Origin of the sequence: Actinoplanes sp. CA-142083, assembly GCF_050942195.1 — a bacterium.
In the GTDB taxonomy this organism is placed as follows: domain Bacteria; phylum Actinomycetota; class Actinomycetes; order Mycobacteriales; family Micromonosporaceae; genus Actinoplanes.
The window spans coordinates 2030046-2056437 of sequence record NZ_CP192076.1 but is presented as its reverse complement, the minus strand read 5'-3'; the positions used below and the strand labels follow the sequence as shown (position 1 = coordinate 2056437).

20 protein-coding genes and 3 pseudogenes are annotated in these 26392 nt (G+C 72.1%); 12 read left to right on the top strand and 11 right to left on the bottom strand.

The features are described 5' to 3' along the window. The first annotated feature begins 245 nt into the window (after window positions 1–245). From ACQPZX_RS09860 to ACQPZX_RS09850, 3 genes are read left to right on the top strand one after another with little or no spacing between them, the layout of a single operon-like run. Complete coding sequence (locus ACQPZX_RS09860) at window positions 246–1292, top strand: AAA family ATPase (protein WP_433377444.1); 1047 nt, start codon at window positions 246–248, stop codon at window positions 1290–1292. A gap of 2 nt (window positions 1293–1294) precedes the next feature. After that, window positions 1295–2590, top strand: coding sequence for a DUF58 domain-containing protein (locus ACQPZX_RS09855; RefSeq protein WP_433377441.1), 1296 nt, complete (start codon window positions 1295–1297; stop codon window positions 2588–2590). Further along, a complete protein-coding gene (locus ACQPZX_RS09850; RefSeq protein ID WP_433377439.1) occupies window positions 2587–5040 on the top strand; it encodes a transglutaminaseTgpA domain-containing protein in 2454 nt (817 codons plus the stop codon). Before ACQPZX_RS09855 ends, ACQPZX_RS09850 begins: the two co-directional genes overlap by 4 nt. Before the next feature lie 283 nt (window positions 5041–5323). Here the strand turns inward: ACQPZX_RS09850 and ACQPZX_RS09845 are convergent, their stop codons facing one another. Then, the gene (locus tag ACQPZX_RS09845) at window positions 5324–5818 is read right to left on the bottom strand and encodes a DUF402 domain-containing protein (protein WP_433377436.1); all 495 of its coding nucleotides are present in this window, start codon (window positions 5816–5818) and stop codon (window positions 5324–5326) included. A gap of 62 nt (window positions 5819–5880) precedes the next feature. Here ACQPZX_RS09845 and ACQPZX_RS09840 point away from each other — a divergent pair, with 62 nt between their 5' ends. After that, window positions 5881–6180 (top strand): antibiotic biosynthesis monooxygenase, encoded by a 300-nt coding sequence (locus ACQPZX_RS09840; protein ID WP_433385146.1) that lies wholly within the window; start codon window positions 5881–5883, stop codon window positions 6178–6180. 641 nt (window positions 6181–6821) lie between these two features. Here the strand turns inward: ACQPZX_RS09840 and ACQPZX_RS09835 are convergent. From ACQPZX_RS09835 to ACQPZX_RS09790, 10 genes and pseudogenes are all read right to left on the bottom strand, one after another. Further along, window positions 6822–7211, bottom strand: coding sequence for a DUF3040 domain-containing protein (locus tag ACQPZX_RS09835; RefSeq protein WP_433377433.1), 390 nt, complete (start codon window positions 7209–7211; stop codon window positions 6822–6824). A 100-nt stretch (window positions 7212–7311) separates the two neighbouring features. Beyond that, window positions 7312–8607 (bottom strand): DNA polymerase IV, encoded by a 1296-nt coding sequence (gene dinB / locus ACQPZX_RS09830; RefSeq protein ID WP_433377430.1) that lies wholly within the window; start codon window positions 8605–8607, stop codon window positions 7312–7314. A gap of 72 nt (window positions 8608–8679) precedes the next feature. After that, window positions 8680–9846, bottom strand: coding sequence for an alkaline phosphatase family protein (locus ACQPZX_RS09825; RefSeq protein WP_433377428.1), 1167 nt, complete (start codon window positions 9844–9846; stop codon window positions 8680–8682). Then, window positions 9843–10589 carry a methyltransferase domain-containing protein gene (locus ACQPZX_RS09820; protein ID WP_433377425.1) on the bottom strand — a complete coding sequence of 249 codons (747 nt, stop codon included), beginning with the start codon at window positions 10587–10589 and terminating at the stop codon, window positions 9843–9845. The genes ACQPZX_RS09825 and ACQPZX_RS09820 overlap by 4 nt, the downstream gene beginning before the upstream one ends. Before the next feature lie 57 nt (window positions 10590–10646). Next, a complete protein-coding gene (locus tag ACQPZX_RS09815) occupies window positions 10647–11042 on the bottom strand; it encodes an SSI family serine proteinase inhibitor (RefSeq protein WP_433377422.1) in 396 nt (131 codons plus the stop codon). Between the two features lie 62 nt (window positions 11043–11104). Next, window positions 11105–14475: pseudogene (locus ACQPZX_RS09810) on the bottom strand (error-prone DNA polymerase). A gap of 15 nt (window positions 14476–14490) precedes the next feature. Beyond that, on the bottom strand, window positions 14491–16461 hold the full coding sequence (locus tag ACQPZX_RS09805) for a DNA polymerase Y family protein (RefSeq protein ID WP_433377419.1): 1971 nt from the start codon (window positions 16459–16461) through the stop codon (window positions 14491–14493). Window positions 16462–16726: 265 nt separating this feature from the next. Continuing rightward, window positions 16727–17449: pseudogene (locus tag ACQPZX_RS09800) on the bottom strand (hypothetical protein); the annotation flags it as partial. Between the two features lie 176 nt (window positions 17450–17625). Further along, window positions 17626–18027 (bottom strand): SAV_6107 family HEPN domain-containing protein, encoded by a 402-nt coding sequence (locus ACQPZX_RS09795; RefSeq protein WP_433385143.1) that lies wholly within the window; start codon window positions 18025–18027, stop codon window positions 17626–17628. A gap of 522 nt (window positions 18028–18549) precedes the next feature. Then, a complete protein-coding gene (locus ACQPZX_RS09790; protein WP_433377416.1) occupies window positions 18550–19422 on the bottom strand; it encodes a bifunctional helix-turn-helix transcriptional regulator/GNAT family N-acetyltransferase in 873 nt (290 codons plus the stop codon). An 80-nt stretch (window positions 19423–19502) separates the two neighbouring features. On the opposite strand from ACQPZX_RS09790, the pseudogene ACQPZX_RS09785 reads away from it, so the two are divergent. The 8 genes and pseudogenes from ACQPZX_RS09785 (at window position 19503) to ACQPZX_RS09750 (ending at window position 26376) form a co-directional block, all read left to right on the top strand. After that, window positions 19503–20321: pseudogene (locus tag ACQPZX_RS09785) on the top strand (SDR family NAD(P)-dependent oxidoreductase). A gap of 9 nt (window positions 20322–20330) precedes the next feature. Continuing rightward, entirely contained in the window at window positions 20331–21332 is a 1002-nt protein-coding gene (locus tag ACQPZX_RS09780; RefSeq protein ID WP_433377413.1) for an aldo/keto reductase, read from the top strand. Between the two features lie 5 nt (window positions 21333–21337). Beyond that, entirely contained in the window at window positions 21338–21811 is a 474-nt protein-coding gene (locus tag ACQPZX_RS09775; RefSeq protein ID WP_433377410.1) for a YbaK/EbsC family protein, read from the top strand. A gap of 6 nt (window positions 21812–21817) precedes the next feature. After that, a complete protein-coding gene (locus ACQPZX_RS09770) occupies window positions 21818–22462 on the top strand; it encodes a monooxygenase (RefSeq protein WP_433377407.1) in 645 nt (214 codons plus the stop codon). 2 nt (window positions 22463–22464) lie between these two features. After that, a complete protein-coding gene (locus tag ACQPZX_RS09765; RefSeq protein WP_433377404.1) occupies window positions 22465–23043 on the top strand; it encodes a GNAT family N-acetyltransferase in 579 nt (192 codons plus the stop codon). After that, window positions 23040–23792 (top strand): carotenoid biosynthesis protein, encoded by a 753-nt coding sequence (locus ACQPZX_RS09760; RefSeq protein ID WP_433377401.1) that lies wholly within the window; start codon window positions 23040–23042, stop codon window positions 23790–23792. The genes ACQPZX_RS09765 and ACQPZX_RS09760 overlap by 4 nt, the downstream gene beginning before the upstream one ends. Beyond that, entirely contained in the window at window positions 23789–24889 is a 1101-nt protein-coding gene (locus tag ACQPZX_RS09755; RefSeq protein ID WP_433377398.1) for a glycosyltransferase, read from the top strand. Before ACQPZX_RS09760 ends, ACQPZX_RS09755 begins: the two co-directional genes overlap by 4 nt. Beyond that, a complete protein-coding gene (locus ACQPZX_RS09750; protein WP_433377395.1) occupies window positions 24886–26376 on the top strand; it encodes a phytoene desaturase family protein in 1491 nt (496 codons plus the stop codon). The genes ACQPZX_RS09755 and ACQPZX_RS09750 overlap by 4 nt, the downstream gene beginning before the upstream one ends. Window positions 26377–26392 lie beyond the last annotated feature (16 nt).

Here is a 26392-nt window from a genome sequence, read left to right as displayed (position 1 = left end):
GTGCCGGCCGCACCCCACTTGTGTGGCCCGTCGATGGCTGACTCTGTCCGAAGATCGGAGAATGTAACTAGAGCGATGTCCGATTCTTTACCCATCCGATATCGGGGTCCGGTTGACGGTCGCCGGAAAGCGCCATTGACCCGACTCGGCGGTTTGGTGTGATCGGGCTAACCTGTGGGGACGGGCGGCACGCCGCCCTATTTCGCGGCGCCGATGTGGCGGGAACGACTTTGGGAGGAAGCCCCGTGACAACCCCGACCTGGGACGAGCCCGGTGGACCGATGACCGGCGAGGACTTCCGCATCGCGACCCAAGCCATCATGACCAACATCGAGCAAGTCATCGAGGGCAAGAGCGCGACCGTACGGCTTGCCCTGGCCGTTCTGCTCGCCGAGGGTCACCTGCTGATCGAGGACGTGCCGGGCGTCGGCAAGACCAAGCTGGCCAAGGCCCTGGCCCGCTCGATCGACTGTTCGGTGCGGCGCATCCAGTTCACGCCCGACCTGCTGCCCAGCGACGTCACCGGCGTCAGCGTCTACAACCAGGAGACCCGCGACTTCGAGTTCAAGCCGGGCGCGGTCTTCGCCAACCTGGTGGTCGGCGACGAGATCAACCGCGCGTCGCCCAAGACGCAGTCCGCCCTGCTCGAGTGCATGGAGGAGCGGCAGGTCACCGTCGACGGCACGACCTACGAGCTGCAGGCGCCGTTCATGGTCATCGCGACGCAGAACCCGATCGAGATGGAGGGCACCTATCCCCTCCCCGAGGCGCAGCGCGACCGGTTCACCGCCCGCATCGCGATGGGCTACCCCGACCCCCGGGCCGAGCTCGCCATGCTCGGCGCCCACGGCGCCCACGACCCGCTGAACGACTTGCGCGCCGTCGCCGACGCCGCCACGGTCCGCCGGCTGATCGCCACGGCCCGCAGCGTGCACGCCGCCGACGCCGTCCAGCAGTACGCGATCGCCCTGGTCACCGCGACCCGTGAGGCCCCCGAGATCCGCCTCGGCGCCTCCCCGCGGTCCACCCTGCAGCTGGTGCGCACCGCCAAGGCGGTGGCCGCGCTCGAGGGCCGCGACTACGTGCTCCCCGACGACCTGCAGGCGCTGGCCGTGCCGGTCCTGGCGCACCGCATCATCCCGACCGCCGACGCGCAGCTCAACCGCCGTACGACGGACGCCATCGTGGCCGAGATCGTGCACCGGCTGCCGTTGCCGCACGAGCGCAACCGCTCGCCGTACGACACCCGGCCCTCGAGCGGCGGCACCCAGTACGAGCCCCGGGGGCGCTGATCATGCGAGAGGCCTTGCGGGGACTCACCACGCGCGGCCGATCCTTCCTGGCCGCGGCGGCCGCGGCCGGCATCTCGGCGATCGTCCTGGGCGAGCGTGACCTGCTGCGGGTGGCCGTGCTGCTCGCGGCGCTGCCGCTGCTCGCCGCCGCGTACGTCGGGCGCAGCCGCTACAAGCTGGCCTGCACCCGATCCCTGGAGCCCGGCCGCGCCCCGGTCGGCTCGAGCGCGCGGGTCATCCTGCGCCTGCAGAACATGTCCCGCCTGCCCACCGGCACGCTCCTGCTGGAGGACAAGCTTCCGTACGCGCTGGGCAGCCGCCCCCGCGTCGTGCTCGAGCGGCTCGGCTCGCACCAGGCCAGCTCCGTCGCGTACACGGTGCGCGCCGATGTCCGCGGCCGGTACCCGATCGGCCCGCTGGTGATCCGGCTGACCGACCCGTTCGGCCTGTGCGAGCTCACCCGTTCGTTCCCCAGCATCGACCGGCTCACGGTCATCCCGCAGGTGGTCCCGCTGCCCGCGGTCCGCATCGGCGGCGAGTACGCGGGCACCGGCGACAGCCGCGCCCGGTCGGTGGCCGTGCACGGCGAGGACGACGCCGCCACCCGCGAGTACCGCCGCGGCGACGACCTGCGCCGGGTGCACTGGCGCTCGACGGCCCGCACCGGCGAGCTGATGGTGCGCCGCGAGGAGCAGCCCTGGGAGAGCCGGGCCACCGTGGTCCTCGACACCCGGGTCTTCGCCCACCGCGGCGAGGGGCCGACGGCCAGCTTCGAGTGGGCCGTCTCGGCCACCGCCAGCATCGCCATGCACCTGCGCCAGGCCGGCTACAAGCTGCGCCTGGTCACCGGCTCGGGCATCGACATCGACGCGGCCGAGGGCGGCGAGGGCCTCATCCTCGACACGCTCGCCGACGTCAAGCTCGCGCAGAACGGCGACATCTCGATCCTCGTCGAGCAGGTCCGCCGCCGCTCCGACGGCGGCCTGGTGGTCGGCATCTTCGGCTCGCTCACCGTCGCCGAGGCCGAGCTGCTGACCGGCCTCCGCAGCAACGGCGCCACCTGCATCGGCTTTGCCATCGACAGCTCCACCTGGGTGTCGATGACGCCCGGGGAGCGTCAGGAGGCCGACCGGGAGCACGCCGCCGCGGCGCTCGCGCTGGTGCACGCGGGCTGGCGCTCGGTGCCGGTCACGCACGGCGCCACGCTGCCCAACCTGTGGCCGGCCGCCGCCCGCGGCTCCAGCGGTTTCGCCTGGCGGGCCGCGATGGCCGAGACGGTGGGCGGGGTGATCCGATGACCGGCCGGCGTCGACTCGGGATGGTCGCGGCGGCCGCCACGCTGCTCGCCGCCGCGCCGATCACGTCGATCTTCGACACGTGGAACTGGCTGGTCCGCTGCATCCTGGCGGTCGGCCTGATCGCCGGCGCGGCGCTGCTCGCCCGCACGCTGCGGTTCCCGACCTGGGCGCAGGCGCTGAGCATGATCGTGGTGCTGCTGCTGTCGCTGACCTGGATGTTCCCCAGCGGCCACGAGATCCTCATTCCCACGCCGGCCACCTTCGGCCACTTCGCCGATCTGTTCACCCAGGCCGGGCAGGACACCAGATCGTACGGCGTGCCCGTGCCCGATCGGGACGGCCTGCTCTTCGTCACGGTGCTCGGCATCGGCTCGGTCGCGATCGCGGTCGACCTGCTCACCGTCGTCGCGCGTCGCCCGGCGCTGGCCGGTCTCCCGATGCTGGCGATCTACTCGGTGCCCGTCGCGGTCTATGTGGACAGCGTCCCGGTCCTGCCGTTCATCATCGGCGCGACCGGGTTCCTCTGGCTCCTGGTTTCCGACAACATCGATCGCGTACGCCGTTTCGGCCGCCGCTTCACCGGTGACGGCCGGGACGTCGACGTGTGGGAGCCGTCGCCGCTGGCCGCCGCGGGACGGCGCCTCGGCGTGGTCGGCGTGGCCGCGGCGGTCCTGCTGCCGCTGCTCGTCCCGACCGTCACCGGCGGGCTGCTCTCGCAGATCACGCAGAGTGGCAACGGCATCGGAACAGGCGGGGCCGGCACCGGCACGGGCGGGCGCATCAACCTGTTCGCGTCGCTCAACGGCCGCCTCACCCAGGGCGACACGGTCCAGATCATCAAGCTGACGACCAACGAGCGCGAACCGTACTACTTGCGCTTCGGCGTCGCCGACCAGCTCACCAACCAGGGCTTCGGCAACCGCTCGCCGGTCGGCAACTCGGTCAACCGCGGCATGCCCGACCCGCGCGGCGGCACCGCCGGCGGCGACTTCCAGTCGTACCACGCGCAGATCGAGGTCAGTGACGACCTGCAGCAGAGCATGCTGCCGATCTACTCGAACACGGTCCGCGCCGCCGACCTGGGCGGGGGCTGGTCCTACGACCCCAACCAGCAGGTGATCTTCTCCAACCGGCAGACGACCAAGGGGAAGAAGTACAACTTCGACTACGTGCGCGCCAATTACAGCGAGGCCGAGCTGCGCCGGGCCGAGCCGCTGAACAAGGACAACCCGCTGCGCACGCAGTACACCAACACCCCGCCCGACGCCGAGGTCGACACCCTGGTGGCCGGCCTGGTCAAGGGCAAGACCACCGAGTACGACAAGATGCGTGCCCTGTACGACTACTTCTCGAAGGACAACGGCTTCAGCTACAGCCTGTCCACCGAGCCGGCCGGCAGCAGCTCGCAGATCGCCGCGTTCCTCAAGAACAAGGTCGGCTACTGCCAGCAGTACGCGGCGGCGCTGGCCTGGATGGCGCGGGTGGCCGGGATCCCGGCGCGGGTCGCGTTCGGCTTCACCAAGGGCGCCCAGCAGGGCAACTCCTGGATCATCACGAACCGCAACGCGCACGCGTGGACCGAGGTCTACCTGCAGGGCTTCGGCTGGATCCCGTTCGACGCGACCCCCGCGTCGAGCGTGGCCGGCTCGACCCGCTCGGACTGGGCGCCGGATCCCGACTCGACGACTCCGGCGGCCACCACGCCGACCGGCGCGGCCGCGTCCGGGGCCGACTCGTCGGTCGCTCCCGGCAACCCCGACCGGCTCGACCGCGGCCTCAACGACCCGACCGGCGCGGGCGCCTTCGACACGGGTTCCGGCCCGACGTCGTACACGGCTCTCTGGATCGTCGCGGGTCTGGCGTTGCTGATCGCCCTGCTGTTGGTGCCGGCGCTGCGCCGCAAGCTGGTCCGTCGCCGGCGGCACGCCGCGACGGCGCCCAAGGCGCCCAAGGTCCTGTCGGCCTCCGGCACCGGACCACCGGGCCAGCACGACATCGTGGTGACACCCGAGGCGGTACGCGCCCGCGAGGACGCCCACGCCGCCTGGGACGAGCTCCTCGACACCATGATCGATTTCCGGATCCCGGTCGACCCGACCGAGACCCCGAGGGTCACCGCCCAGCGCCTGGTCACCGACGCGGTCCTGCTCGAGGAGCCGGCCGCCGCCGCGACGTTGCTGGGCACGGCCGAGGAGCGCGCCCGGTACGCCCGCAAGCCGCTGCAGGGCGGCGAGCTGACCGTGGCCCTGGGCCGGGTGCGCAAGGGCCTGGCCCGCTCCGCGACCCGCCGCACCCGCATCACCGCGACCCTGTTCCCGCCGTCGGTGCTGCTCCGCTGGCGCCTGGCGATGGCCGAGGGCTCCGCCCGCTCCGTCGCCGCCGGCGCCCGCTTGCGCGATTCGCTGGCACGCTTCAGCCCACGCCGCCTCATCGCCAACAGGGGCCGCTGACCCAGCCCGCTGACCCAGCCCGCTGACCCAGCCCGCTGACCCAGCCCGCTGACACAGTGCCGCTGACATAGGGCCGCGGACGCCGATGGTGTCCGCGGCCCCTTGCTCGCGCGGGAGCCCTTTGCCCGCGGGAGCAAGGGGCCGCGGGAGCCCTTTGCCCGCGGGAGCCCTTTAACCGCGGGAGCCCTTTAACCGCGCCGGAGCCTTTGCCCCCGCGAGAGCCTCTGCTCGGGCGAGCCGCCAGCTTTCTTTGTGAGCCCGCGACTGCTCCCGCCTGCGCCCGTCAGCCGCCCGCGATGAAGCCCGCCAGCCAGGCGTCCCCGACACGGCCGAAGGGCTCCCGCCGCTCGGCGACCATCGCCATGAGCTCGTCGGCGGTGGCCAGGGCCTGGGCGATCTCCTCGGCCGGATAGCCGTAGAGCACCTGATGCTCCTCGAACTCGTCCTCATCGAGCAGCCGCACCGAGCCGTCCCGGAACCGAACCACGTCGAGATCGAGATCCACGGCCTCGATCCGCTCCGAGGTCCGCACCGGCCGATCGGTCACGTCGACGTAGACCTCGACCTCGGTGTTCTCCACCGAGTTCCACGAGGCGATCCACCGCCCGGCGGCCGGCACCAGCACGACGAAGTCATGCCACACGATGACCGGTTCCTCGGCCCCACGCCGCAGCGGCGTACCCGCCCGACTCCCATACCACCAGCCGAACTCGTCGTTTCCCAGCGCCTCGGCCGGAAAACGCCAGTGACCCTTACCGCCCCATTTCGTATACCGCATATCGACCACCACGGAACCCCCCGAAAATGTCGTAGGCGGCGTCTAGTGTCCCTCGCGTGACGATGGTTATGGAGTTCGCCCGTTTCACCGTCCACGAGGGCGCCGAGGCAGAAATGGTCGCCGACCGCCCCGCGATGCTCGCCGCCCTGCGAGCCCGTTTCCCCGGCTGCCTGGCGGCCTATCTGACAAAGGAGGACGACGACACCTGGCTAGACGTCATCCTGTGGCGCACCCGGGCCGACGCCGACCAGTCCGCCCGCGAGATCATCACCATCCCCGAGTGCGCGGCCTGGCTGTCCCACATCGCCAAGGCCGGCGGCCTGCGCCACGCCGAGGTCCTCGACGCCTGGCCGGCCCCATGACATAACCCAACATCCGCCAGACCACCGCGACCTTCGCCGCAGCTGCGACCACGCCGAGCGACCATCCACGCAAACGCGACGGCAGCAAGGGGGCGACCGACCTGGAAGCACGGCCCGACGCTCAGGCACGCGCAATGGCAGCCGGCGCAGAGGCGAGGCGAGCGCGGGTCAGCGCGCAGAGGCGCGGGTCAGCGCGCAGAGGCGCGGGTCAGCGCGCAGAGGCGCGGGTCAGCGCGCAGAGGCGCGGGTCAGCGCGCAGAGGCGCGGGTCAGCGCGCAGAGGCGCGGGTCAGCGCGCAGAGGCGCGGGTCAGCGCGCAGAGGCGCGGGTCAGCGCGCAGAGGCGCGGGTCAGCGCGCAGAGGCGCGGGTCAGCGCGCAGAGGCGCGGGTCAGCGCGCAGAGGCGTGACTGCCCGGTTTGGGCGGCGCGGACGCGGCAAGCATTGAAGTGCGGCGTGCGGCGGCCGGCGTGACCGTGCCGGCCTCGGGCGGCACAGGGCGGGCTGCGGGGGGCGCATCGAGAAACGGCGATGGCGGCCGTGGGCCGCCATCTGCCGGTCGCTGGGCCTAGGCCTGGGCTTGCGCTCGGGCCTGGGGTGCCAGCGTGTTCAGGTTGTGCGCGCTCGTCGGCGAGCGCGCTGGGTCAGCGGTGTCCTTCCGGGCGCTGACGCCAACGGTCCTCCAGCCGATCGATGAAGCCCGCCTTGCGCGTCTGGCGGGTGCGACGGCTCGCCGTGCCGCCGACCGCGTGGAGATCCGCCGGGGCGTTGCCCTTGCGACGGGACTGCATCGCGAAGGCGGCCGAGCCGAGCATCACCACGAAACCGGCAACGCCGAGCGGCGTATTGCTGCTCACCGTGCCGAGGACGACGAGGGCTAGACCAACAAGGATCACGAAGGCGGCGACGAGGAGCCGGCGCCGTGCGTGGAAACGCGGGTCGCTGGCCCGCACAGCCGAGGCGAACTTGGGGTCCTCGGCAAGCGACCGCTCGATCTGATCGAACAGCCGCTGCTCGTGCTCCGAGAGCGGCACGGCATTCCTCCCCGGGCGCATATCCCAATCCCGAAGCGGGGTCGGGGTGAAACAAAGGTAGGTGGCGCGGGACAGCCGTCGGCTGCCTTACCGAGCAAGTCTACGAGGGGGTTGGCGGCTCGGAAAGCGGGACGACCGTCCGCTGCGGGTGATTTTCGGTCCGCCTGAGATCACTTCGTCCCAAAAGACTGGCTGGGCGGACGCTGGAACGCCCGAACCGGGCGGCGATCGCGTCGGCCGCGGCCTCCGCCTCGCGCCATCCGCGCTCCGGTTCGCCGAGGCTGAGCTGCCGTGACGTGGTGGCCGCGGGGGTGAGCCCCTCGACCCGCACGCCGATCAGGCGGATCTGCTCGGTCGGGCCGAGCGCTTCGAACAAACCCCAGGAGATCTCGAATATCTCGCGTGCCACATCAGTGCTCGTAGGCACCGTGCGAGATCGATTGACGGTGCGGAAGTCGGCGAGCCGGACCTTGATCGCCACCGTGCGCCCGACCTGGCCGCTCGCCCGCAGCCGGGCGCCGGTCTTTTCGGAGAGCGCGAGCAGGCTGCGCCGCAGCAGCTCGCGGTCGGTCACGTCGACGTCGAAGGTCATCTCGGCGCCGATCGACTTTTCCTCGCGCTCGGGGCTGACCTTGCGCGGGTCGCGGCCCCAGGACAGCTCGTGCAGGTGCGCCGCTGCGGCCTCGCCGACGGCCCGCCGCAACATCCCGTACGGCGCGTGCGCCAGCTCGCCCACGGTGGTCAACCCGAGCCGGCGCAGCGTCTCGGCGGCCCGCTCCCCCACGCCCCAGAGCGCGTCGACCGGCAGCGGATGCAGAAAATCGAGCACCAGGCCGGCCGGCACCACGACCATGCCGTCGGGTTTGGCCCGGGTCGAGCCGAGCTTGGCCACGAATTTCGTCGGCGCCACCCCCACCGAGCAGGTCAGCTGCTGCTCGGCGGACATGCGCTCGCGGATCTGCCGGGCGATCTCGGCCGGCCGCCCGAGCAGCCGCTGCGCGCCGGCCACATCGAGGAAGGCCTCGTCGGAGGAGAGCGGCTCGACCAGCGGCGTCACGTCGCGGAAGATCGCCATGACCGCGTCCGACGCCTCGGAGATCGCGGGACCGTCGACCGGCAGGAAGATCGCCTGCGGGCAGAGCGCCCGGGCTCGCGCCGTCGGCATGGCGCTGCGCACCCCGAACCGCCGTGCCTCGTAGCTGGCCGAGCTCACCACGCCCCGCGGCCCTATGCCGCCCACGACCACGGGTTTTCCGCGCAGCGAAGGCTGCGCCCGGACGGCGACGGAGGCGAAGAACGCATCCATGTCGACGTGCAGGATCGTGCACCCCGTGTCGTCGGCATCCGGCCCGAAACGCGGGTCGCGCCCCCGAGGCACCACCTGACTTCGTCCCACGTCAGCGACCCTAACCCCACCCCCTGACAAAAACGCCGAGGGCAAAACCGCCGAGGCGGGAAAGGGGCGAGGTCAGCGGACGATCATCAGCGGCACCATCATCTCGGCCGCGGTCACCGAGCCGTGGAAGGCGATCAACCGCCCCACCGTCGGCGGCTCCCACCCGCCGGCCAGCGCGATCGCCCGCTCGAGGCAGATGACGACGATCTCGCCGATGCGGTCGAGGTGAGAGGGCACCACCGGACCGAACAACCCTCGGGCGACCGCCTCCTCCCGGGCCAGCACCCACGCCTGCGAGCCGAAGACCCCACGCCAGGCGGCAAGAACGTCGTCGCGCGCGCCAGGAGCGGTATAGAGGTAGCGAACCCGCGGCTCCCCCGCGACGCCCACTACGCCATCCGACAAATCAGAATTTTCGGCGAGGTCGATGCGACCGGAGGCGGGGACGTTCAGCTGCCCATGATCGGCCACGACCAGCAGCGCCGACCGCGGCGGCAGGCCGTGCACCAGGCGATCCAGCAGGTCGTTCACCCCGGCGGCCGCCAGCCGCCAGCGATCCGAGTCGACCCCGTCCCCGTGCCCGTAATGATCGAGGTCCGGATGGTAGCCGTACACGATGCCCGGCCCGGCGGCCAGCGCCGCCAGCATCCCGGTCGCCAGCTCGCCGATGTTCGAAGCGCCGACGTAGGTCGCACCGCGGGTCGACGAGACGCTGAGCCCACTCCCGTCGAACTCGGGCCGATTCACCACCGTGACGCCGAGCCCGGCCGCCGCCGCAGCCTCGAACCGCGTCGCCACCGGCTGCCACTCGCGCGGATCGGGATCGTCTTTCCACTGGATGTGGTTGAGGACCCGCCCGTCCGGCCGCCGCGTCGTGAAGCCCAGCACCCCGTGCGCCCCCGGCGCCACGCCCGTGCCCACAGTGACCAGGCTGACCGGCGTCGTCGAGGGAAAACCCGCGGTCAAGCTGCGGCTTCCGGCCGCGAGATCTTTCAAGATCGGCGCGTACGGCTGCGCCACCGGCACCTGGTAAGCGCCGAGCCCGTCCACGAGCAGCACCGCCACCCGGTCGACCCCGTCCAGCGACGGCGCCAGCCCCAACACGTCCACCGAACCCGGCACCCCGAGCACCGCGCACACGCTGGGCAGCAGATCGGCCAGGCTCCCGCTGCCGTAGGCGGGCATCACCGGCGTCAGCGCGTCGGCGCGCAGGTGATCAGCGGGGACCTCCGTGATCACGGCCGCCGCGCAAAGAGATGCAGCTGGGAGGCGATGTCCCGGAACGGAGGCCGGGAAGACAGCTCCAACTCCAGGTCGAGCAGGGCCTGCGGGTCCTCCTCGACCACCGCCGCCGGAAGGAGATCGGCCAGCACCCGTACGCCATGGGTCTGCTCGACCTCGAGACCCGCGGACCGCAAGAGATCCGCGGCGCTCTCCACGTCATAGCGACGGCGCAGCGTGTCGCGCGCGCCCGCGCGCCCCTCCGGGTCGCTGACCAGCGCGGACGCCGACCGCAGGTGCCCGTTGATCGCCCGCCCCAGAATCGCCGCGGCCCGGCTCGCCACCAGCACGCTGACCGCGCCGCCGGGCCGGAGCGCCGCCGCGACCGCCGCCACCACGTCGGACGGCTGGTCGACCACCTCGAGCACCGCGTGGCAGAGGATCAGGTCGACGCTGGCCGGCTCGATCAGACCCGCGAGCGCGTCGCCGTCACCCTGCACCGCCCGCACCCGGTCGGCCACGCCCGCGTCGGCGGCCCGCCGGGTGAGCGCCGCGAGCGCGTCGGGGCTCGCGTCGACGACGGTGACGGTGTGTCCCGATTGCGCGAGCGGCACGGCGAACCCGCCGGTGCCGCCGCCGACGTCCACGACCGTGAGCTTCCGCCCGGCGTGCCGGTCGAGCTCCCGCCGGAGCACGGCCCACACGGCTGCCGTGCGTGCGCTGACAATCGGCCGCTCAGTTCGCGTCGATGCGGTTTCCACGCGGCCAGCGTATCGGCCCGGGACCGTTCTCTTCCGGACCGGCTCAGCCGCAATGGCTCAGAAGGCGACGATCACCCCCAGCGCCCGCTTCATCTCGCAGCTGTTGCCGTAGGTGAACGTCCAGTCGACCTGCCACCCGCGCCACCGGCCGCCGACCTTGGCCGTGACCGGCGCGTAGATGAGAAAACACGCGCTGTGGGCGGGCTTGATCGTGAACGGGTTGCCGCCCGCGGCCGCCAGCACGGCGCACGCCTGTGCGGCCTTCGGATGGCTTCCGCCGGGCGGGTCGCATTCGAGCGTGACCGACTTCGCGGCGCCGGTTTCACCCGAGTACTTCACCGTGAGCTCGGCGCCGGGTTTCACCCGGCCGCCTCCGGCGTACCCAGGCTCGGCGGCAGCCATGGCCGGCCCCGCGGTGAGGATCACGCTGGTGGCGGCGGCAAGACTCATCATCGTACGGATCATCGCGCTCTCCCGGAGTAACGGAGCAAAACCGACAAATCCGAATAATAAGGTTACCGGAAATCGCGTGACGCCGGGGTGACCGGCGGAGTCGCCGCCTCCAGCCGATCCGCCACCAGGTTGAGCACGCCCTCCGCCTTCTCCAGCCGTCCCCGCACGATCAGCGCCGTGCTGGTCTTCGCCACCCGCCGGTACCGCTGCCACAACCCCGGCGAGCAGGTCACGTTCAGCATCCCGGTCTCGTCCTCGAGGTTCACGAACGTCACCCCGCCCGCGGTCGCCGGCCGCTGCCGGTGGGTGACGATCCCCCCGACCCGGATGCGGGTGCCCGCCTCGACCCGCCCGAGCTGCGAGATCCGCAGCGCGCCCACCCGGTCGAGCTCGCCCCGGATGAACTGCGCCGGGTGCGCCTCGGGCGAGAGCCCGGTCGCCCACACGTCCGCGACCAGCTTGTCCACCTCGCTCATCCCCGGCAGCATCGGCGCGTCGGCCCCGCTCACCGTGCCCGGCAACTTGTCCGGCTTGTCCTGCGCGGCCGCGCCCGCCGCCCAGAGCGCCTCCCGGCGCGAAAGACCGAACCCCGCGAAGGCGTCGGCCGTGGCGAGCGCCTCCAGGTGGGTGGTGGTGCATCCCGTACGCCGGGACAGGTCGGTCATGCTGCGATACGGACCATGGGCGCGGCGTTCTTCCTCGATCGCCTGGGCGAGCTCGTCCCCCACCGTACGGATGCTCGAAAGCCCTTGCCGGACGGCCGGCCCGCCCAGTCCCCAAGCGTGCGGAGGCTCCCCCTCTTCGCTCTTGAGGCGGGTCTCCGGTGTTCGTTCCAGCGTGGCCGCCGCGTCGCTGAGGTTGATGTCCGGGCGCCGCACCTCGACGCCGTGCCGCCGCGCGTCGTCGACCAGCGTCTGCGGTGAGTAGAAGCCCATCGGCTGCGCGTTGAGCAGCGCCGCGCAGAACGCCGCCGGGTGGTAGCGCTTGAGCCAGGCGCTGACATAGACCAGGTAGGCGAAGCTGATCGCGTGGCTCTCCGGGAAGCCGTAGTTCGCGAACGCGCACAACTTGACGTACAGGTCGTCGGCGAGCTCGCCGGAGATGCCGTTGGCGGCCATGCCCTGGTAGAGGCGCTCGCGCATCTCCTCCATCTTGCGCACCGAGCGCTTCGAGCCCATGGCCCGGCGCAGCTTGTCGGCCTCGAGCGGGCTGAAGCCGGCCGAGTCCATGGCGAGCTGCATCAGCTGCTCCTGGAAGAGCGGCACGCCCAGCGTCTTTTCCAGCGCCCGGGCCATCGTCGGATGCGGCATCGTCCACTTCTCGAGGCCGTTCTTGCGCCGGATGTAGGGGTGCACCGAGCCGCCCTGGATCGGGCCCGGCCGGATCAGCGCCACCTCGACCACCAGGTCGTAGAAGACCTGCGGTTTGAGCCGGGGCAGGGTCGCCATCTGCGCGCGGCTCTCCACCTGGAACACCCCGACCGAATCGGCCTGGCACAACATCTCGTAGACCTCGGGATCGGCCGGCCGGATGTTGGAGAAGTCGAGCTTGCTGTCGATCATGTCGAACGCGTAGTGCAGCGCCGACAGCATCCCCAGGCCCAGCAGGTCGAACTTGACCAGGTTGATCGCGGCACAGTCGTCCTTGTCCCACTGCAGCACAGTGCGGCCCGGCATCCGCCCCCACTCGACCGGGCACACCTCGCTCACCGGCCGGTCGCAGATCACCATCCCTCCGGAGTGGATGCCGAGGTGCCGCGGGAAGGTCTGCAACTCGTTGGCGAACGACACGACCTGTTCCGGGATGTCGTCGATGTCCACGGTCGCGACGTCACCCCAGCGGTCGATCTGCTTGCTCCACGCATCCTGCTGGCGATATCGCGTACGGCGGAGCGCGGCCGATACGAGATCACGTTGGCGACCTGGGCGGTGTGCCGTCGGCCATGCTTGATGTAGACGTGCTGGATGACCTCCTCGCGGCGATCCGACTCGATGTCGACGTCGATGTCCGGCGGGCCGTCCCGTTCCGGGGCCAGGAACCGCTCGAAGACCAGGTCGTACTCGAAGGCGTCCACATTGGTGATGCCGAGCGCGTAGCAGACCACCGAGTTTGCCGCCGAGCCCCGGCCCTGGCAGTAGATGTCGTTGTCCTTGCAGAACTTGACGATGTCGTAGACCACGAGGAAATAGCCCGGGAAGTCCAGCTCCTCGATCATCGCGAGCTCGTACTCGAGTTTCGCGTAGACCTCGGGCACCTCCTCGGGCAGGCCGTACCGGTCCTGGGCGCCGCGCATCGCCAGCTCGCGCAGCCAGCCCATCTCGGTGTAGCCCGGCTCGGGAATCGGGAAGGCCGGCAGCTGCGGCGCCACCAGCTGCAGGTCGAAGGCGAGCGCGAGGCCCAGCTCGGCGGCGCGCTCGACGGCGCCGGGGTAGGCGGCGAACCGGCGGGCCATCTCGGCGCCGCTGCGCAGGTGGGCGGTGCCGGCCGCGGGCAGCCAGCCATCCAGCTCGTCGAGGCTGCGCCGGGCCCGCACGGCGGCGACCGCGGTGGCGAGCCGCCGCCGGGCCGGGATCGCGTAGTGCACGTTGTTGGTGGCGACCGTCTGCAGCTTTCGCAGTCGCGCCAACTCGTCCAGCATGTCGTTGCGGTCGCCGTCGTAGGGGTCGCCATGATCGGTCAGCTCGACCACGACATGCTCCCGGCCGAAGAGCGCGACCAGGCGGTCGAGCTCCCGGGCGGCCTCCTCGATCCCACCGGTGGCGAGCGCGTGCGGGACCAGGCCCTTGCGGCAGCCGGTCAACACCATGACGCGGTCCCGCAGATGCCCGGCGATCGCTTCCAGGCCGCCGTACTCGGGTTTGCCCTTCTCACCGCCGGTCAACTGGCCCTCGCCGATCAGGCTGCCCAGCGCGGCGTAGCCGGCCGCGTCCTTGGCCAGCACCAGCAGATGCTGCCCCTCCGGGTCGGGCTCGCCGTTCTGCGGCTTGGTCAGGCCCAGCGAGAGCTCGGCGCCGAAGATCGTGGGCAGGCCGAGGTCGCGGGCCGCCTCCGAGAAACGGACCACACCGTAGAAGCCGTCGTGGTCGGTGACGGCCAGGCCGGTGAGGCCCAGGCGCGCGGCCTCCTCGGCCAGCTCCTCCGGATGACTGGCGCCGTCGAGGAAGCTGAAGTTGGTGTGGCAGTGCAACTCCGCGTACGGGATCGTCTTCTCTCTGCTTCTGATGAGCGGCGGCGCCTGATAGGGCTGGCGTTTCCGGCTCCAGACCGGGGAATCGCCGCCGTCGGCATCGATGGCGAGAGGATCCACCGCGTACGGCTTCTGCCTGTCCTCGCCGATCTGGCGGATGCCCTCGCCCCGCGGCGGTTTCACCGGCCGGCCGGTGAGCGCGGCCTCCAGCTCCGACCAGGGCTTCTTCGGGTTGTTGAAGCCCATCTCTATCGCCGCCGCTCAGTCATAGATGGCCTCCACCGCCCAGTGGCCGCCGGCCAGGGAGAGCAGGAGGGCACGCCCGTCCTCCAGAACCACCTGGAAGCGGGCCCGCCGGCGACTCTCCTCGTCGGCCCACCAGCGCTCGTCGATCGGCCACGGCCCGGCCCAGCCGGTGATCGTGATCGGGTCGCCGCGCTCGACGATCAGGGCGGCGGGATCGCCGGTCAGATCCAGCCGGGCACTGACCCCGACCGGGGTGCCGCTGTCGTCGAGGACAACCGCGGCCGGCGGCTGCAGGGGAACCACCGCGGGCGCGGGCTTGGGCAGCCGCCCCGGCCACGGCGGCAGCGCCACCAGCGCGGGAACGCGGCGCCCCCCACCCTTGCGCCGCCCCGCCGACACAGTCACCAGAGTCACGCCACTCGCCGCCCCAGCCGCTGCCCCCGCCGCGCTCGCCCCCGCCGCGCTTGGCCCGATCGCTTGGCCCGCCGCGCTCGGCTCGGGCGGCGGCTCGACCACTCTCAGCCTTGCCTTCGTGGGCTCGAGCTGCTCCTTCGGCGTGCCGGCGGACCGGGCCGCCCGGCGGGATTCCAGCTGGATCACCTCGGCTCCTTCCGTCGGCGTTCGCGGTTCAGTGTCCTCTGTGGCCTCGTCCTCCGGGGGTTCCTCTGCCGTCGGCAGAATGAGTTGCAACGAGAGCGCGGGAGCCTCCGAGCGGGCCAGAAGCGGGACGGTGCCGACCTCGGGAACGGGCTCGGCGTGCGGCGCCGCCGGGCGCGCGGGCTCGCGCTCGTCGCCCCACGGGACCAGGCGGATCTGGTCGTCGGCGGAGCGGCCCCCGCCGAGGACCGGAGTGACCAGCGCTTCCGGACCGAGCAGGCCCTGCACCCGGCTGAAGGCGCGGTGCGCCCGCTCGCGGTCGGCGCCGGCGTCGCCCCAGAGGCCGGGCTGAAGTCCGAGGTGGACGAGCACGCCGTCCGGGATGAGCCGCAATCGCACCAGGCCGGCGGTGGGCCGGGTGGCCGTCCCACGCCGGGCGCCGGTGAGCCAGCCGTCCAGCTGCCAGCGGACCCGCTCGGCGATCGCCGCCGCGGTCAGCGTGCCGTCGTGCCGCCACACCCGGTGGAGCTCCTGCCCGTCCGCGGTGACCGCCTCGATGCCCAGCCGGGTGCAGGCCAGGCCGTGCGCCGCGAGCTTCTCGTGGAGGCGCTCGGCCAGCACCTTGCCCGCGAACGCCGCCACGTCCACCCGCGCGAGCGGCTCGTCGTAGGTGTCGGCGACATCCAGGTCGGGCGGCGGCTGCCGCACCGCGAGCGGCCGGTGGTCCCGCCCCGAGGCAAGCCGATGCGCGAGCGCCCCGTCGAACCCGAACCGGCTCAGCACGTCCCCCGCGGGCAGCCCCGCGAAGTCACCCAGCGTCTTGACTCCCAGCCGCTTGAGCAGGTCGACCAGCTCGGGCCGTTCCAGCGCGTCGATCGGCATCCCGGCGAGGAAGGCCGCGGTCTCCCCCGGCGCCACCAGCCGCCCGTCCCGCGCCGCCAGCCCCGCCGCGAACACCCCGTCGGCGATCCCCACCTGGCTCTCCACCGCGCAGGCTTCGGCGATCTGCTCCACGATCCGCTCGGCCGCGGCCTCTTCCCCGCCGAAGTACCGCGCGGGCCCCCGCGCCGCGAGCGCGCAGGACCCGGGCCGGATCACCTCCACTCCCACCGCCGCCTCCTCGACGGCGGCGACGACGGGCTCGAACGCCCGGGCATCCCGCCCCGGGTCATGCTCGACGACGACAAGCTGAGGGCACCGGCTCTGTGCCTCCCGGCGGCGCAGCCCTTGCCGTACGCCTTCCCGCCGCGCCGCCTCCGAGCAGGCCACCACCCGGTTTTCCCGCAGCACGACAACGGGCCCGCTCGCGTCCACCCCGTCCACGATCTCGGCCGCCACCACGGCCCAGTCCGGGCACCAGACAAGAAGCGTCCGCACTTCCCCGCTCACGTCACACCGCCGCCAGCCGGGCTTGATGAGTTGCCGCACGCCGCGAACGCCAACTCATCCGGGACGGTGCCGGGGTCAGCGGCGCGGCCGGGGAGGTGGCGGGGGCGCCCGGACTGTCCGAAGTGGCGGACGGAGTGGAACCGTCGGCGGGCGAGGAGCCGCCAGCCGCGGACCGGGCGGAACCAGCGGCGGGCGGGGAGGCGCCGGCCGCGGACCGGGCGGAACCAGCGGCGGGCGGGGCAGAGCCGGTGGCGGGCAGGAAGGCGCCAGCCGCGGACCGGGCGGAACCAGCGGCGGGCGGGGCAGAGCCGGTGGCGGGCGGGAGCGTGGGCGGGCGGACCGTGACGCCCGGCATCCACATGGTCAGCTCCTTGGGGCGGGCGGCGGCGCCCCGACCCCGGGCCAGGATGGTCACCTCTCGGCGGCGCAGGCGGCCGCGGCCGGCGCCCAGGCCCTCCCAGCGGCCCGCGGTCACCTGGAGGGTGACGTCGGCGCCGTCCCAGTGGCCGAACGGGACCAGCACGCAGCCGCGCTGACGGGCCCGTGCCACCAGCCGGCCGGCGATCGCCGGGGCGATGCTGCCGGGCACGGCCGCGACCACCACGTCGACGCCGTCGATCAGGGCGGCCACCACGGTGGCCCATTCGGGTCCGGGGTTGGGCACCAGCGCCAGCCTGTCCAGGGCGATGCCGCTCTCGGCGGCGGCCACGGCGCCCAGCGCGGGCACCCCGACGACCGCGCACCACGATCCGGTTCGCGAGGCCTCGGACAGCAGCGCGAGCAGCAACGACGTCCCGCCGCTGGCCGGCGCCGCCCGCCCGGTGGCCACCGCGACGGTGCTGCCCCGCCGCAGGCCGCGCCCGGGCAGCAGCCCACTCAGCTCGGGCGCCACCGGAAGCATCCGGTGCACACCCGGCTCGGCGGTCTCCCCTGCCGTCCGAACCAGTTCCGCAAGGGCGGCCGCACCGCTGATCATGCGTCCCGCCATCGTTGCCCCGCTCCGTGTTGCCATGGTGCCGTACTTACCGAGCGCGCCCAGAACCGGACGAAACGCGCGCCACCGGACCAGCCATCTCCGGACCAGCCGTCGTCTCCCGGCGGCCCAACCCAAGGCGAATGCTCTGGGCCGCCCGGAAGACCGGATGGTGTTACGAGTTCTCCGGGTCAGGCCGCCAGCGGAGGCTGGTAGGCCACGCCCAAAGAAGACTCGACCACCGCCACGAACTGCTCGGCCGCTCTCAGGAGGTCATCGGCCTCTCGAGGGCTCACGACGCGCGGGATGCCGGCCTCGGCCGCGGCCCGCTTGGTGGCGCCCAGGGCGAAATAGCTCGCCCAGTCGCCGAACTCGGGGGCCACCAGGACCAGCAGGGACCAGACGCTCGTCACCCGGCTGCGGCGGGTGGGCGCGGCGGGACGGGCCCGCGCGGCCAGCACGGCGGCGGCAGCTCGCAGGGCGGCCAGGTGGGCCGCCGCGTAGCGCAGGCCATCGGGGCGGGTCGTCGCCGCCTCGGCGAGGCCCTGCCGGGCGATGGCCAGCAGCTGAGCGGGGGTGCGATGCGGCAGCATGTGCGCCGGGACGGTGGGCGCCTGCGCCTGGACGGCCGCAGTCGGCGCGTGTGCCAAGCCGGGAGCCCGTAGGAGGGCCGGCGCCGTGTTGCTCGCCATAGGTCGTGTCTCCTCGCGTGTGTCGCATCCGACGTGCTGTGGTGTCGACCGGTCGCTGTGCGAGCCGATCGCCGTGTCGAACCGATCGCTGCGGAGGAAGACGCAGCGCCCGTGTGGGCGAGCCGGCCGGGCGTGAAGCTTCCCCACACCACACCCGGCCGGACCTTGCCGGCGGGTCCGTCGCCCACCACCCGGGGGTCGGGGGGCAGTGGGCGACGGTCCTGCCTTGTCTGAGGGCGCCGGACCCGCGAATGCCCGGAACCTCTCGTGCGGCACTTCGCGGGTGCCGCACCCGGGAACCATGCCGCGAAACATCGCTCCCGGAGTCAGGACGAACTCCGGAGCTCCCGAGGGAGGCTTCGAACATCCGTTCTAACTACCCGAGACACTAGCACGCCTGTACGACAAAATCCGCCCGCGCCGTCAGGGCAAAACCTTCTCGAAGTTGAGCTGGTTGTACTCCGCGTCGCTGTACGGCGGGATCTCGTGATACCCGCTGCTCAGATACAGCGCCTCGGCCTCGGGCAACGCCCGGTTGGTGCCGAGCCGCAGCGTGCGGTACCCCTGCGCGCCGGCCCGGCCCTCCAGCGCGGAGAGCAGCCGCCGCCCCAGCCCGAACCCCCGGCAGTCCGGATCGATCCAGACATGGCGGATCTCGGCCACCCCGGGAGAAAGCACCTGCCAGATGCCGCACCCGACCGCCGACGACGGCTCCTCCGAGGCCACCAGGAACTCGCCGCCCGTCGCGGCCAGCTCGCCCGGCCGCAGCAGCGCGCTCTCCGAATAGCCCGACGCGAAGCGGGCGTCGAGCTCGGCCGCGTACCGCGAGAGGCACCACCGCGCCAGCGCGGACGAATCCGAAATGTCCGAGATAGACACGGAGGCCAGCCGAAGCAGCCCCCGCACCTGCTCCTGGGCGGCGACCAGCCGATCCCGCTGGGCCGGCGTGAGCTGCCCGAGCAGGGAACCCACGCTCTCCCGGGCCCGGGAGTCCAGCTCCGCCCGCGCCGCCATCCCGGCCGGCGTCAGCGAGGCGACCCGCACCCGCCCGTCACCGGGATGCGGCCGCACCGCGACGAGCCCCTGCCCCTCGAGGGACCTCAGCAGCCGGCTCAGAAAGCCCGAGTCGAGCCCGAGCGAGGACCGCAGCGAGCGCAGATCGGCGCCCTCCCCGATCTCGAACAGCAGTCGCGACTCGCTCCACGGCCGATCCAGCCCGAGGTAGTGGTCGCCGAGCACGCCGAGGCGGCGCGTGTAGTAGCGGTTGAAGTCGCGTACGAGCTCGATCTGGTCCACGCCTCCGATAATCTCTGACTCAGGTCAGAGATTTCTAGTGAAAGGATGATGACAAATCAAGAAGTGAAGGGACCCCGGAGATGGATCGGACCATCGTGATCACGGGTGCGAGCTCCGGCGTCGGCCTCGCTGCCGCCGAGCAACTGGCCGCCGAGGGCGATGAGGTGGTGGTGGTCGGCCGCAACCCCGAGCGCCTCGCCGCCGCCGTACAGAAGGTGGAAAAAGCCGCCAAGGGCCCCAAGCCCGGTCAGTTCCGCGCCGACTTCGAGTCCTTCGACGACGTACGCCGCCTGGCCGATCACCTGCTCACCACGTACCCGAAGATCGACGTTCTCGCGAACAACGCCGGCGGCATCGTCGGCCAGTACCGCAGGACCACCGACGGGTTCGAGGCCACCATCCAGGGCAATCACCTCGCCCCGTTCCTGCTCACCCATCTGCTCCGGGAACGGCTCGCCGGCCAGCGCGTCGTGAACACCGCCTCGGAGGCGCACCGCGAGGGCCCGCCCGATCCGGAGGACTTCGTCGGCGACCCGGGCAAGTACCGGGCCTACCGCACCTACGGCGCGTCGAAGTCGGCCAACATCCTCTTCGCCGCCGAGGCCCACCGCCGCTGGCCCGAGATCCTGAGCGTCTCGTTCCACCCCGGGGTCGTGCGCACCAACTTCGGCACTGGCCGGGCGATGAAGCTGTTCTACAAGTAAGCCCCGGGCCTGGTCCCGCCGGAGAAGGCGGGCGCGCTGCTGAGCTGGCTGGCCACGGCGCCGGCCGAGGAGCTGACCGGCGGCGGTTACTACGTCGGCCACAAGACGAAAGAGCCGAAGCCGCACGCCGCCGACGCGGCCCTGGCGAGCCGGCTCTGGGATGCGAGCGCCAAAGCTGTCGGACTGCAAGAGTAGAAAGGCAGCATGAGATACCGGACCCTCGGCGCCAGCGGACTGCGTGTGTCCGAGCTGATCCTCGGCGCCATGACCTTCGGCGAGCAGGGCGGCGTGGGCGCGCCGATCGAGGAGTGCCGCAAGATCGTCGACGCGTACGCGGAGGCGGGCGGCAACACGATCGACACGGCGATCAACTACCGGGGCGGGCAGAGCGAGGAGTTCCTCGGCGAGCTGCTCCACGGCCGCCGGGAGTCGTTCGTGCTGTCCACCAAGTACACGACCAGCCGCGATCCCGACGATGCGAACGCCGGCGGCAACGCCCGCAAGAACCTGCGCCTCTCCCTGGAGACCAGCCTGCGCCGGCTGCGCACCGACTACCTCGACCTCTACTGGGTGCACGTCTGGGACAGCTCGACCCCGATCGAGGAGACGATGCGGGCGCTCGACGACGCCGTACGATCGGGAAAGGTCCTTTATGTCGGTATCTCGGACGCACCGGCCTGGGTGGTCGCGCGCGGCCAGACGCTCGCGGAATGGCACGGATGGAACCCGTTGACCGCCCTCCAGGTGCCCTACAACGTGCTCGATCGCGACATCGAGCGCGAGCTGCTGCCGATGGCCGAGTCGCTGGGCCTCGGCGTGACCGCGTGGAGCCCGCTGGCCGGCGGCATCCTGTCCGGAAAATACAGTAAAAATCCGGCAGGACAGACACGCCTCGACCCGGCCAAGATCGACGACCGCCAGCAGCGAGCCGCCGACGAGGTGCAGGCGGTGGCCGACGAGATCGGCGCCACCGCGTCGCAGGTGGCCATCGCCTGGACGGCGGCAAGATCCAAAGCCATCGTCCCGATCATCGGCGCCCGCTCCCTCGAGCAGCTCACCGACAACCTCGGCGCCAAGGACGTGACCCTGACCAGGGAGCAGGTCGACAGGCTGACGCGGGCGACCGACTTCGAGCGCGGCTTCCCGCACGACTTCATCGACGGCATAGCCCCGTGGGTCTTCGGCAAAGCCCTGATCACAGAATGAGTGGCATGGAACAGCATCCCAACGTGGTCGCCGTCCGCGAGGCCCTGGAGGCCGCCGGCGCGCACACCTCCGATGTCGTCGTGCTCGACGACGCCGTGCACACCGCCGTGGCCGCGGCCGAGGCGCTGGGCGTCGAGGTCGGCCAGATCGCCAACTCGCTGATCTTCGACGCCGAGGGCGAGCCGCTGCTGGTGCTGACCTCGGGCGCGCACCGGGTCGACACGGCCAAGGTCGCGGCCGGGCTGGGCATCGCCAAGCTGCGCCGGGCCACCCCCGAGTTCGTGCGCGAGCACACCGGCCAGGCGATCGGCGGGGTCGCGCCGCTGGGCCACCCCAAGCCGGTGCGCACGCTGGTCGACGTCGATCTGGAGAAGTACGACGTGATCTGGGCGGCGGGCGGAGTGCCGCGCGCGGTCTTCCCGATCACCTACGCCGAGCTCGTGCGGGTCACCGACGGCGCGCCCGCCGAGGTGGCTTGAGACCGCATGCCGGTCACGCTCCACGTCTGGCGGGTCCCCCGCCACCGGATCCCCGCGGCCTGGCTGCAACTCGCCCTGGCGAGGCGGCATCGCGCCCGTTTTATCAAATTCTTGGGTACGAGTAACGGATTCGAACTCAAAAATGCCGACTTGACGCGGTACGTGGCCGTGACTGTCAGCGACGAGCCGGTCAGCTATCCCGCCTGGGACCGTCTGGCTACGGAACGAGCCGTCGTCGACCTCGATCCCCTGCACAGCCGGGGCAGCTGGTCGGGCAAGCAGCCGTTCGCGACCGGACCGAAAACCGGCGGTATGACGCTGGCGCTCACCCGGGCCCGGCTACGTCCCACCAGGGCACTCAGGTTCTGGCGGGCGATCCCGCCGGTGATACGGGAGCTCGACCAGGCACCCGGCCTGCTGGCCGGCTTCGGCATCGGCGAGGCGCCGATCGGCTGGCAGGGCACGGTCAGCGTGTGGCGTGATGCGGCGGACCTGACGCGGTTCGCGTACCGTCAGCCGGAGCACCGTGCGGTGATCGCACGCACTCCCGCCGATCGGTGGTACGCCGAGGAGCTGTTCGCCCGGTTCGCGGTCCGCGGGATCACGGGCGACCGGTCGGTGCTGGGGTGGCTGGAAGAGGGGCAGACTTAGGTATGAGGCTCGTTGCGTGGCAGCCGGACGACCTGCTGAGACGGCTCGACGACGTGGTCGCCGTCTACGGCGAGGCGATGGGCTACCGCCAGGAGCTCCTGCAGACCCGCCGGGGCTACATCGGCGCCCACGTCCGCCGGCCGGGCTTCCGCGCCGTCGCCACCCTCACCACCGACGGACGGCTCGCCGGCTTCGGGTACGGCTACACCTCCGGCCCCGGCCAGTGGTGGCACGACCAGGTACGCTCGGCGCTCGACGAGCCTTCCCGCCAGCATTGGCTCGGCGACTGCTTCGAGGTGGTCGAGCTGCACGTCCGGCCGGCCGCCCAGGGCCACGGCATCGGGGCGCGCCAGCTGCGTGCCCTGCTGGCGATGGCCGACGGCAAGACGGTGCTGCTGTCGACGCCGGAGGCCGACGAGCAGAAGTCGCGGGCGTGGCGGCTCTATCGCCGCTTCGATTTCGTCGACGTGCTGCGCGACTTCTACTTCCCGGGCGACGAGCGGGCGTTCGCGATCCTCGGCCGTGAGTTGCCGGTGGTCGATCGTCCCGCCGAGGACGCACCGGGCATCGTGGGCATTTGAGGAGATATGCGTTCTGGGCGCTGCTCGCCGCCCTCGTCCTCACCCAGATCTGCTACCCCCTCGCGGGCGGCGGCACCCGGGCGAAGCTGACCGTTCTAACCGTCCTTATCGGATACATCCTCTCGGTGACCCACGCCGCGGCAACCCGAGGTCCCCGGGCCGCGCTCGCTCTCGTCGGCACCGCCACTCTCGGCGGCTTCGCGGTGGAGGCGATCGGCGTCGCCACCGGCTTCCCGTTCGGCACCTACGACTATTCCGGCGAGCTCGGCCCGAAGCTGCTCGACGTCCCGCTGATCATCCCGCTGGCCTGGACCTGGATGGCCTGGCCGGCCTGGCTGGCGGCGATCCGGCTGAGCAGGTCGCGACAGGCCCGGATAGCCATCGCCGCCGTCGGCCTCGCCGCCTGGGACGTCTTCCTCGATCCGCAGATGGTCGCCGAGGGCTATTGGCGCTGGCAGGACCCCACTCCCGCGCTCCCCGGCGTCGAGGGCGTCCCGCTCGGCAACTACCTGGGCTGGCTGGGCTTCGCGCTGCTCCTGATGTCCACTCTTTCTGCCATTGGCGGAAGGAAAATTGAAACCCCAGGTCACGCCGACGCGCCGATCATCGCGCTCTGGTTCTGGACGTACGCTTCCTCCGTGCTTGCCCACGCGGTGTTCCTGAGCCTCCCCGCCTCCGCGGTCTGGGGCGCCTTCCTGATGGGCATCGTCGTGCTCCCCCTCGCCGTCCAGCAGGCAAAACGCCGATGATCTGGCTCATCCTGCTGCCCTGGATAGCGTTGACCGCGCACACCGCCGTCAACGCCGCTCTCCTGCGACGCCTCGCCCGCGAGGAGCCGACCGAGGTCACCGAGAGGGTCGCCGTCCTGCTGCCCCTGCGCAACGAGGCCGACCGCGTCACCCCCTGTCTCGAGGCGCTGCTGGCTCAGCGAAACGTCCCGCACCTGACCATCCACGTCCTCGACGACAACTCCACCGACGGCACGGCCGAGCTGGTCCGATCCCTCGCCGGCGACAAGGTCGATCTGATCACCGGCGCCCCGCTCCCCCACGGCTGGCTGGGCAAACCGCACGCCTGTCACCAGTTGGCCGAGGCGGCGGGCGATGCCGACGTGGTGTCCTTCGTGGACGCCGACGTGATCCTCGGGCCTGATGCCCTGGCCCGGGCCACGACCATGCTGCGCGCGACCGGGGTGACGCTGCTCTCGCCGTACCCGAAGATCACCGGAACCGGCCGCCTGCTGCAACCGCTGCTCCAATGGTCCTGGATCACCTTCCTGCCCCTGCGCCTGATGGAGCGCTCCCCGCGCCCGTCGCTGGCCGCCGCCGGCGGTCAATGGCTCGTCGCCGACCGCGCCGGCTATGCAAGATCGGGCGGTCACGCCGCCGTGCGCACCGAGATCCTCGAGGACATCGCGCTCGCCCGGCAGATCAAGCGCACCGGCGGCCGCATCGCCCTCGCCGACGCGTCCCAGCAGGCAACATGCCGTATGTACACATCCTGGCGCGGCCTCACGGCCGGATACACCAAGTCGCTCTGGGCATCGTTCGGCTCCGGTCCGGCGGCGGCTTTCGTCGTGGTCCTTCTCCTTTTCCTGTACGTGTTGCCGCCCGCGGCCACGCCGATCCTGGCCGTCACCGGTTTCTGGGGCGCGTCGTTGGTCGCCCTCGGCGCGTACGGCCTGGCCGTAACAGGGCGTGTCATCACCGCGCACGCGACCGGCGCCCGCGCCTGGCCCGATGCCCTGGCGCACCCGGTTTCCGTGATCCTGTTCGCGTGGCTGACCGCCCGCAGTTTCGCCCTGCGCCGCCGCGGCGCCCTCACCTGGCGGGGGCGATCGGTATGAGCCGCATCGTGGTGATCGGCGCGGGCGTCGGCGGTCTGGCCGCCGCGATCGGCCTGGCCGAGGCCGGCCACGACGTCGAGATCCACGAGCGCGCCGCCCACCCCGGCGGCAAGCTGGGCTTCTACGAGCGGGACGGCTTCCGCTTCGACACCGGCCCGAGCCTGCTCACCCTGCCCCAGGTCTTCTCCGACCTCGGCCTCACCCTGCCGCTGCAGCCGCTCGATCCGGTGGTCCGCCACTTCTTCCCCGACGGCACCGTGCTGGATTCCTCGTCGTCGCACGAGACTTTCCTGGACCGCATCGCCGCCGTCTTCGGCCCCGAGGCCGCCGCCGACTGGCACCGCTTCTGGCGGCGGGCGGAGCGCATCTGGCACGCCTCCTGGCGTTCCGTCCTGCGCCGCCCGGTCACCCCGGCCACCCTGGCCGCACTCTCCTGGCGCGTGCCCGACCTGGCCGCCATCGCCCCCGGCCGCACCCTGCGCCACCTGGCCTGGCGTTACCTGCGCGACCCGCGCCTGCGCATGCTCCTGGACCGCTACGCCACCTACACGGGCGCCGATCCCCGGCGTGCTCCCGCCGCCCTGGCCGCGATCCCCTACGCCGAGCTGGCCTTCGGCGGCTGGTACCTGCTGGGCGGCCTGACCACGCTGGCCGGCGCGATGGCCGCCCGCTGCGACGCCCTCGGCGCCCGCCTGGTCCTCAATTCCGAGGTGACCGCGGTCGAGCCCGCCGGCATCCGCACGGTCCACAACTCCGAGGTGGCCACCGCCCAGCCCGCCGGCATCCGCACGGTCCACAACTCCGAGGCGCCCGCCGGCGGCGCCTTTGTGCCCGCTGACGTCATCGTGTCCGACGTGGACGCGCTGACCCTCTACCGCGACCTGCTCCCGACGCCGGGCCGCCTGCCGGCGCTGACCGATCGCAGCCTCGCCGGTTTCGTCCTGCTCCTGGCGGTCCGCGGCGAGACCCCGGAGCTGGCCCACCACAACGTCTTCTTCCCCACCTATTACGACGCCGAGTTCGACGCCATCTTCGGCTCCCCCGACCGCCGCGCCCGCCCCGCCGACGACCCCACCATCTTCGTCACCCGGGCCAACGACCCCACGGTCCACCCGCCCGGCGCCGAGGCGTGGTTCGTCCTGGTCAACGCCCCGCGCCACGGCACGTCCTGGCAGGCCACCGACTGGCGCCGCCCCGGCCTCGCCGACTCGTACGCGGACCACGTCCTCGACCTGCTGGCCCACCGGGGCCTCGACGTCCGCGACCGCGTCCTCTTCCGCGAGACGCGCACCCCAGCCGACCTGGCTGCCGCCACCGGCACCCCGGGCGGCGCCATCTACGGCACCACCGGCGGCCTGCTGCGTCCCGCCAACCGCGGCCCGCAGGACAACCTCTTCCTGGTCGGCGGATCCGTCCACCCCGGAGGCGGGCTGCCGATGGTCACGCTTTCCGCCCGGATCGCGGTGACCCAGATCGGCCCGGCCTGATCGATACTTGTTGCTC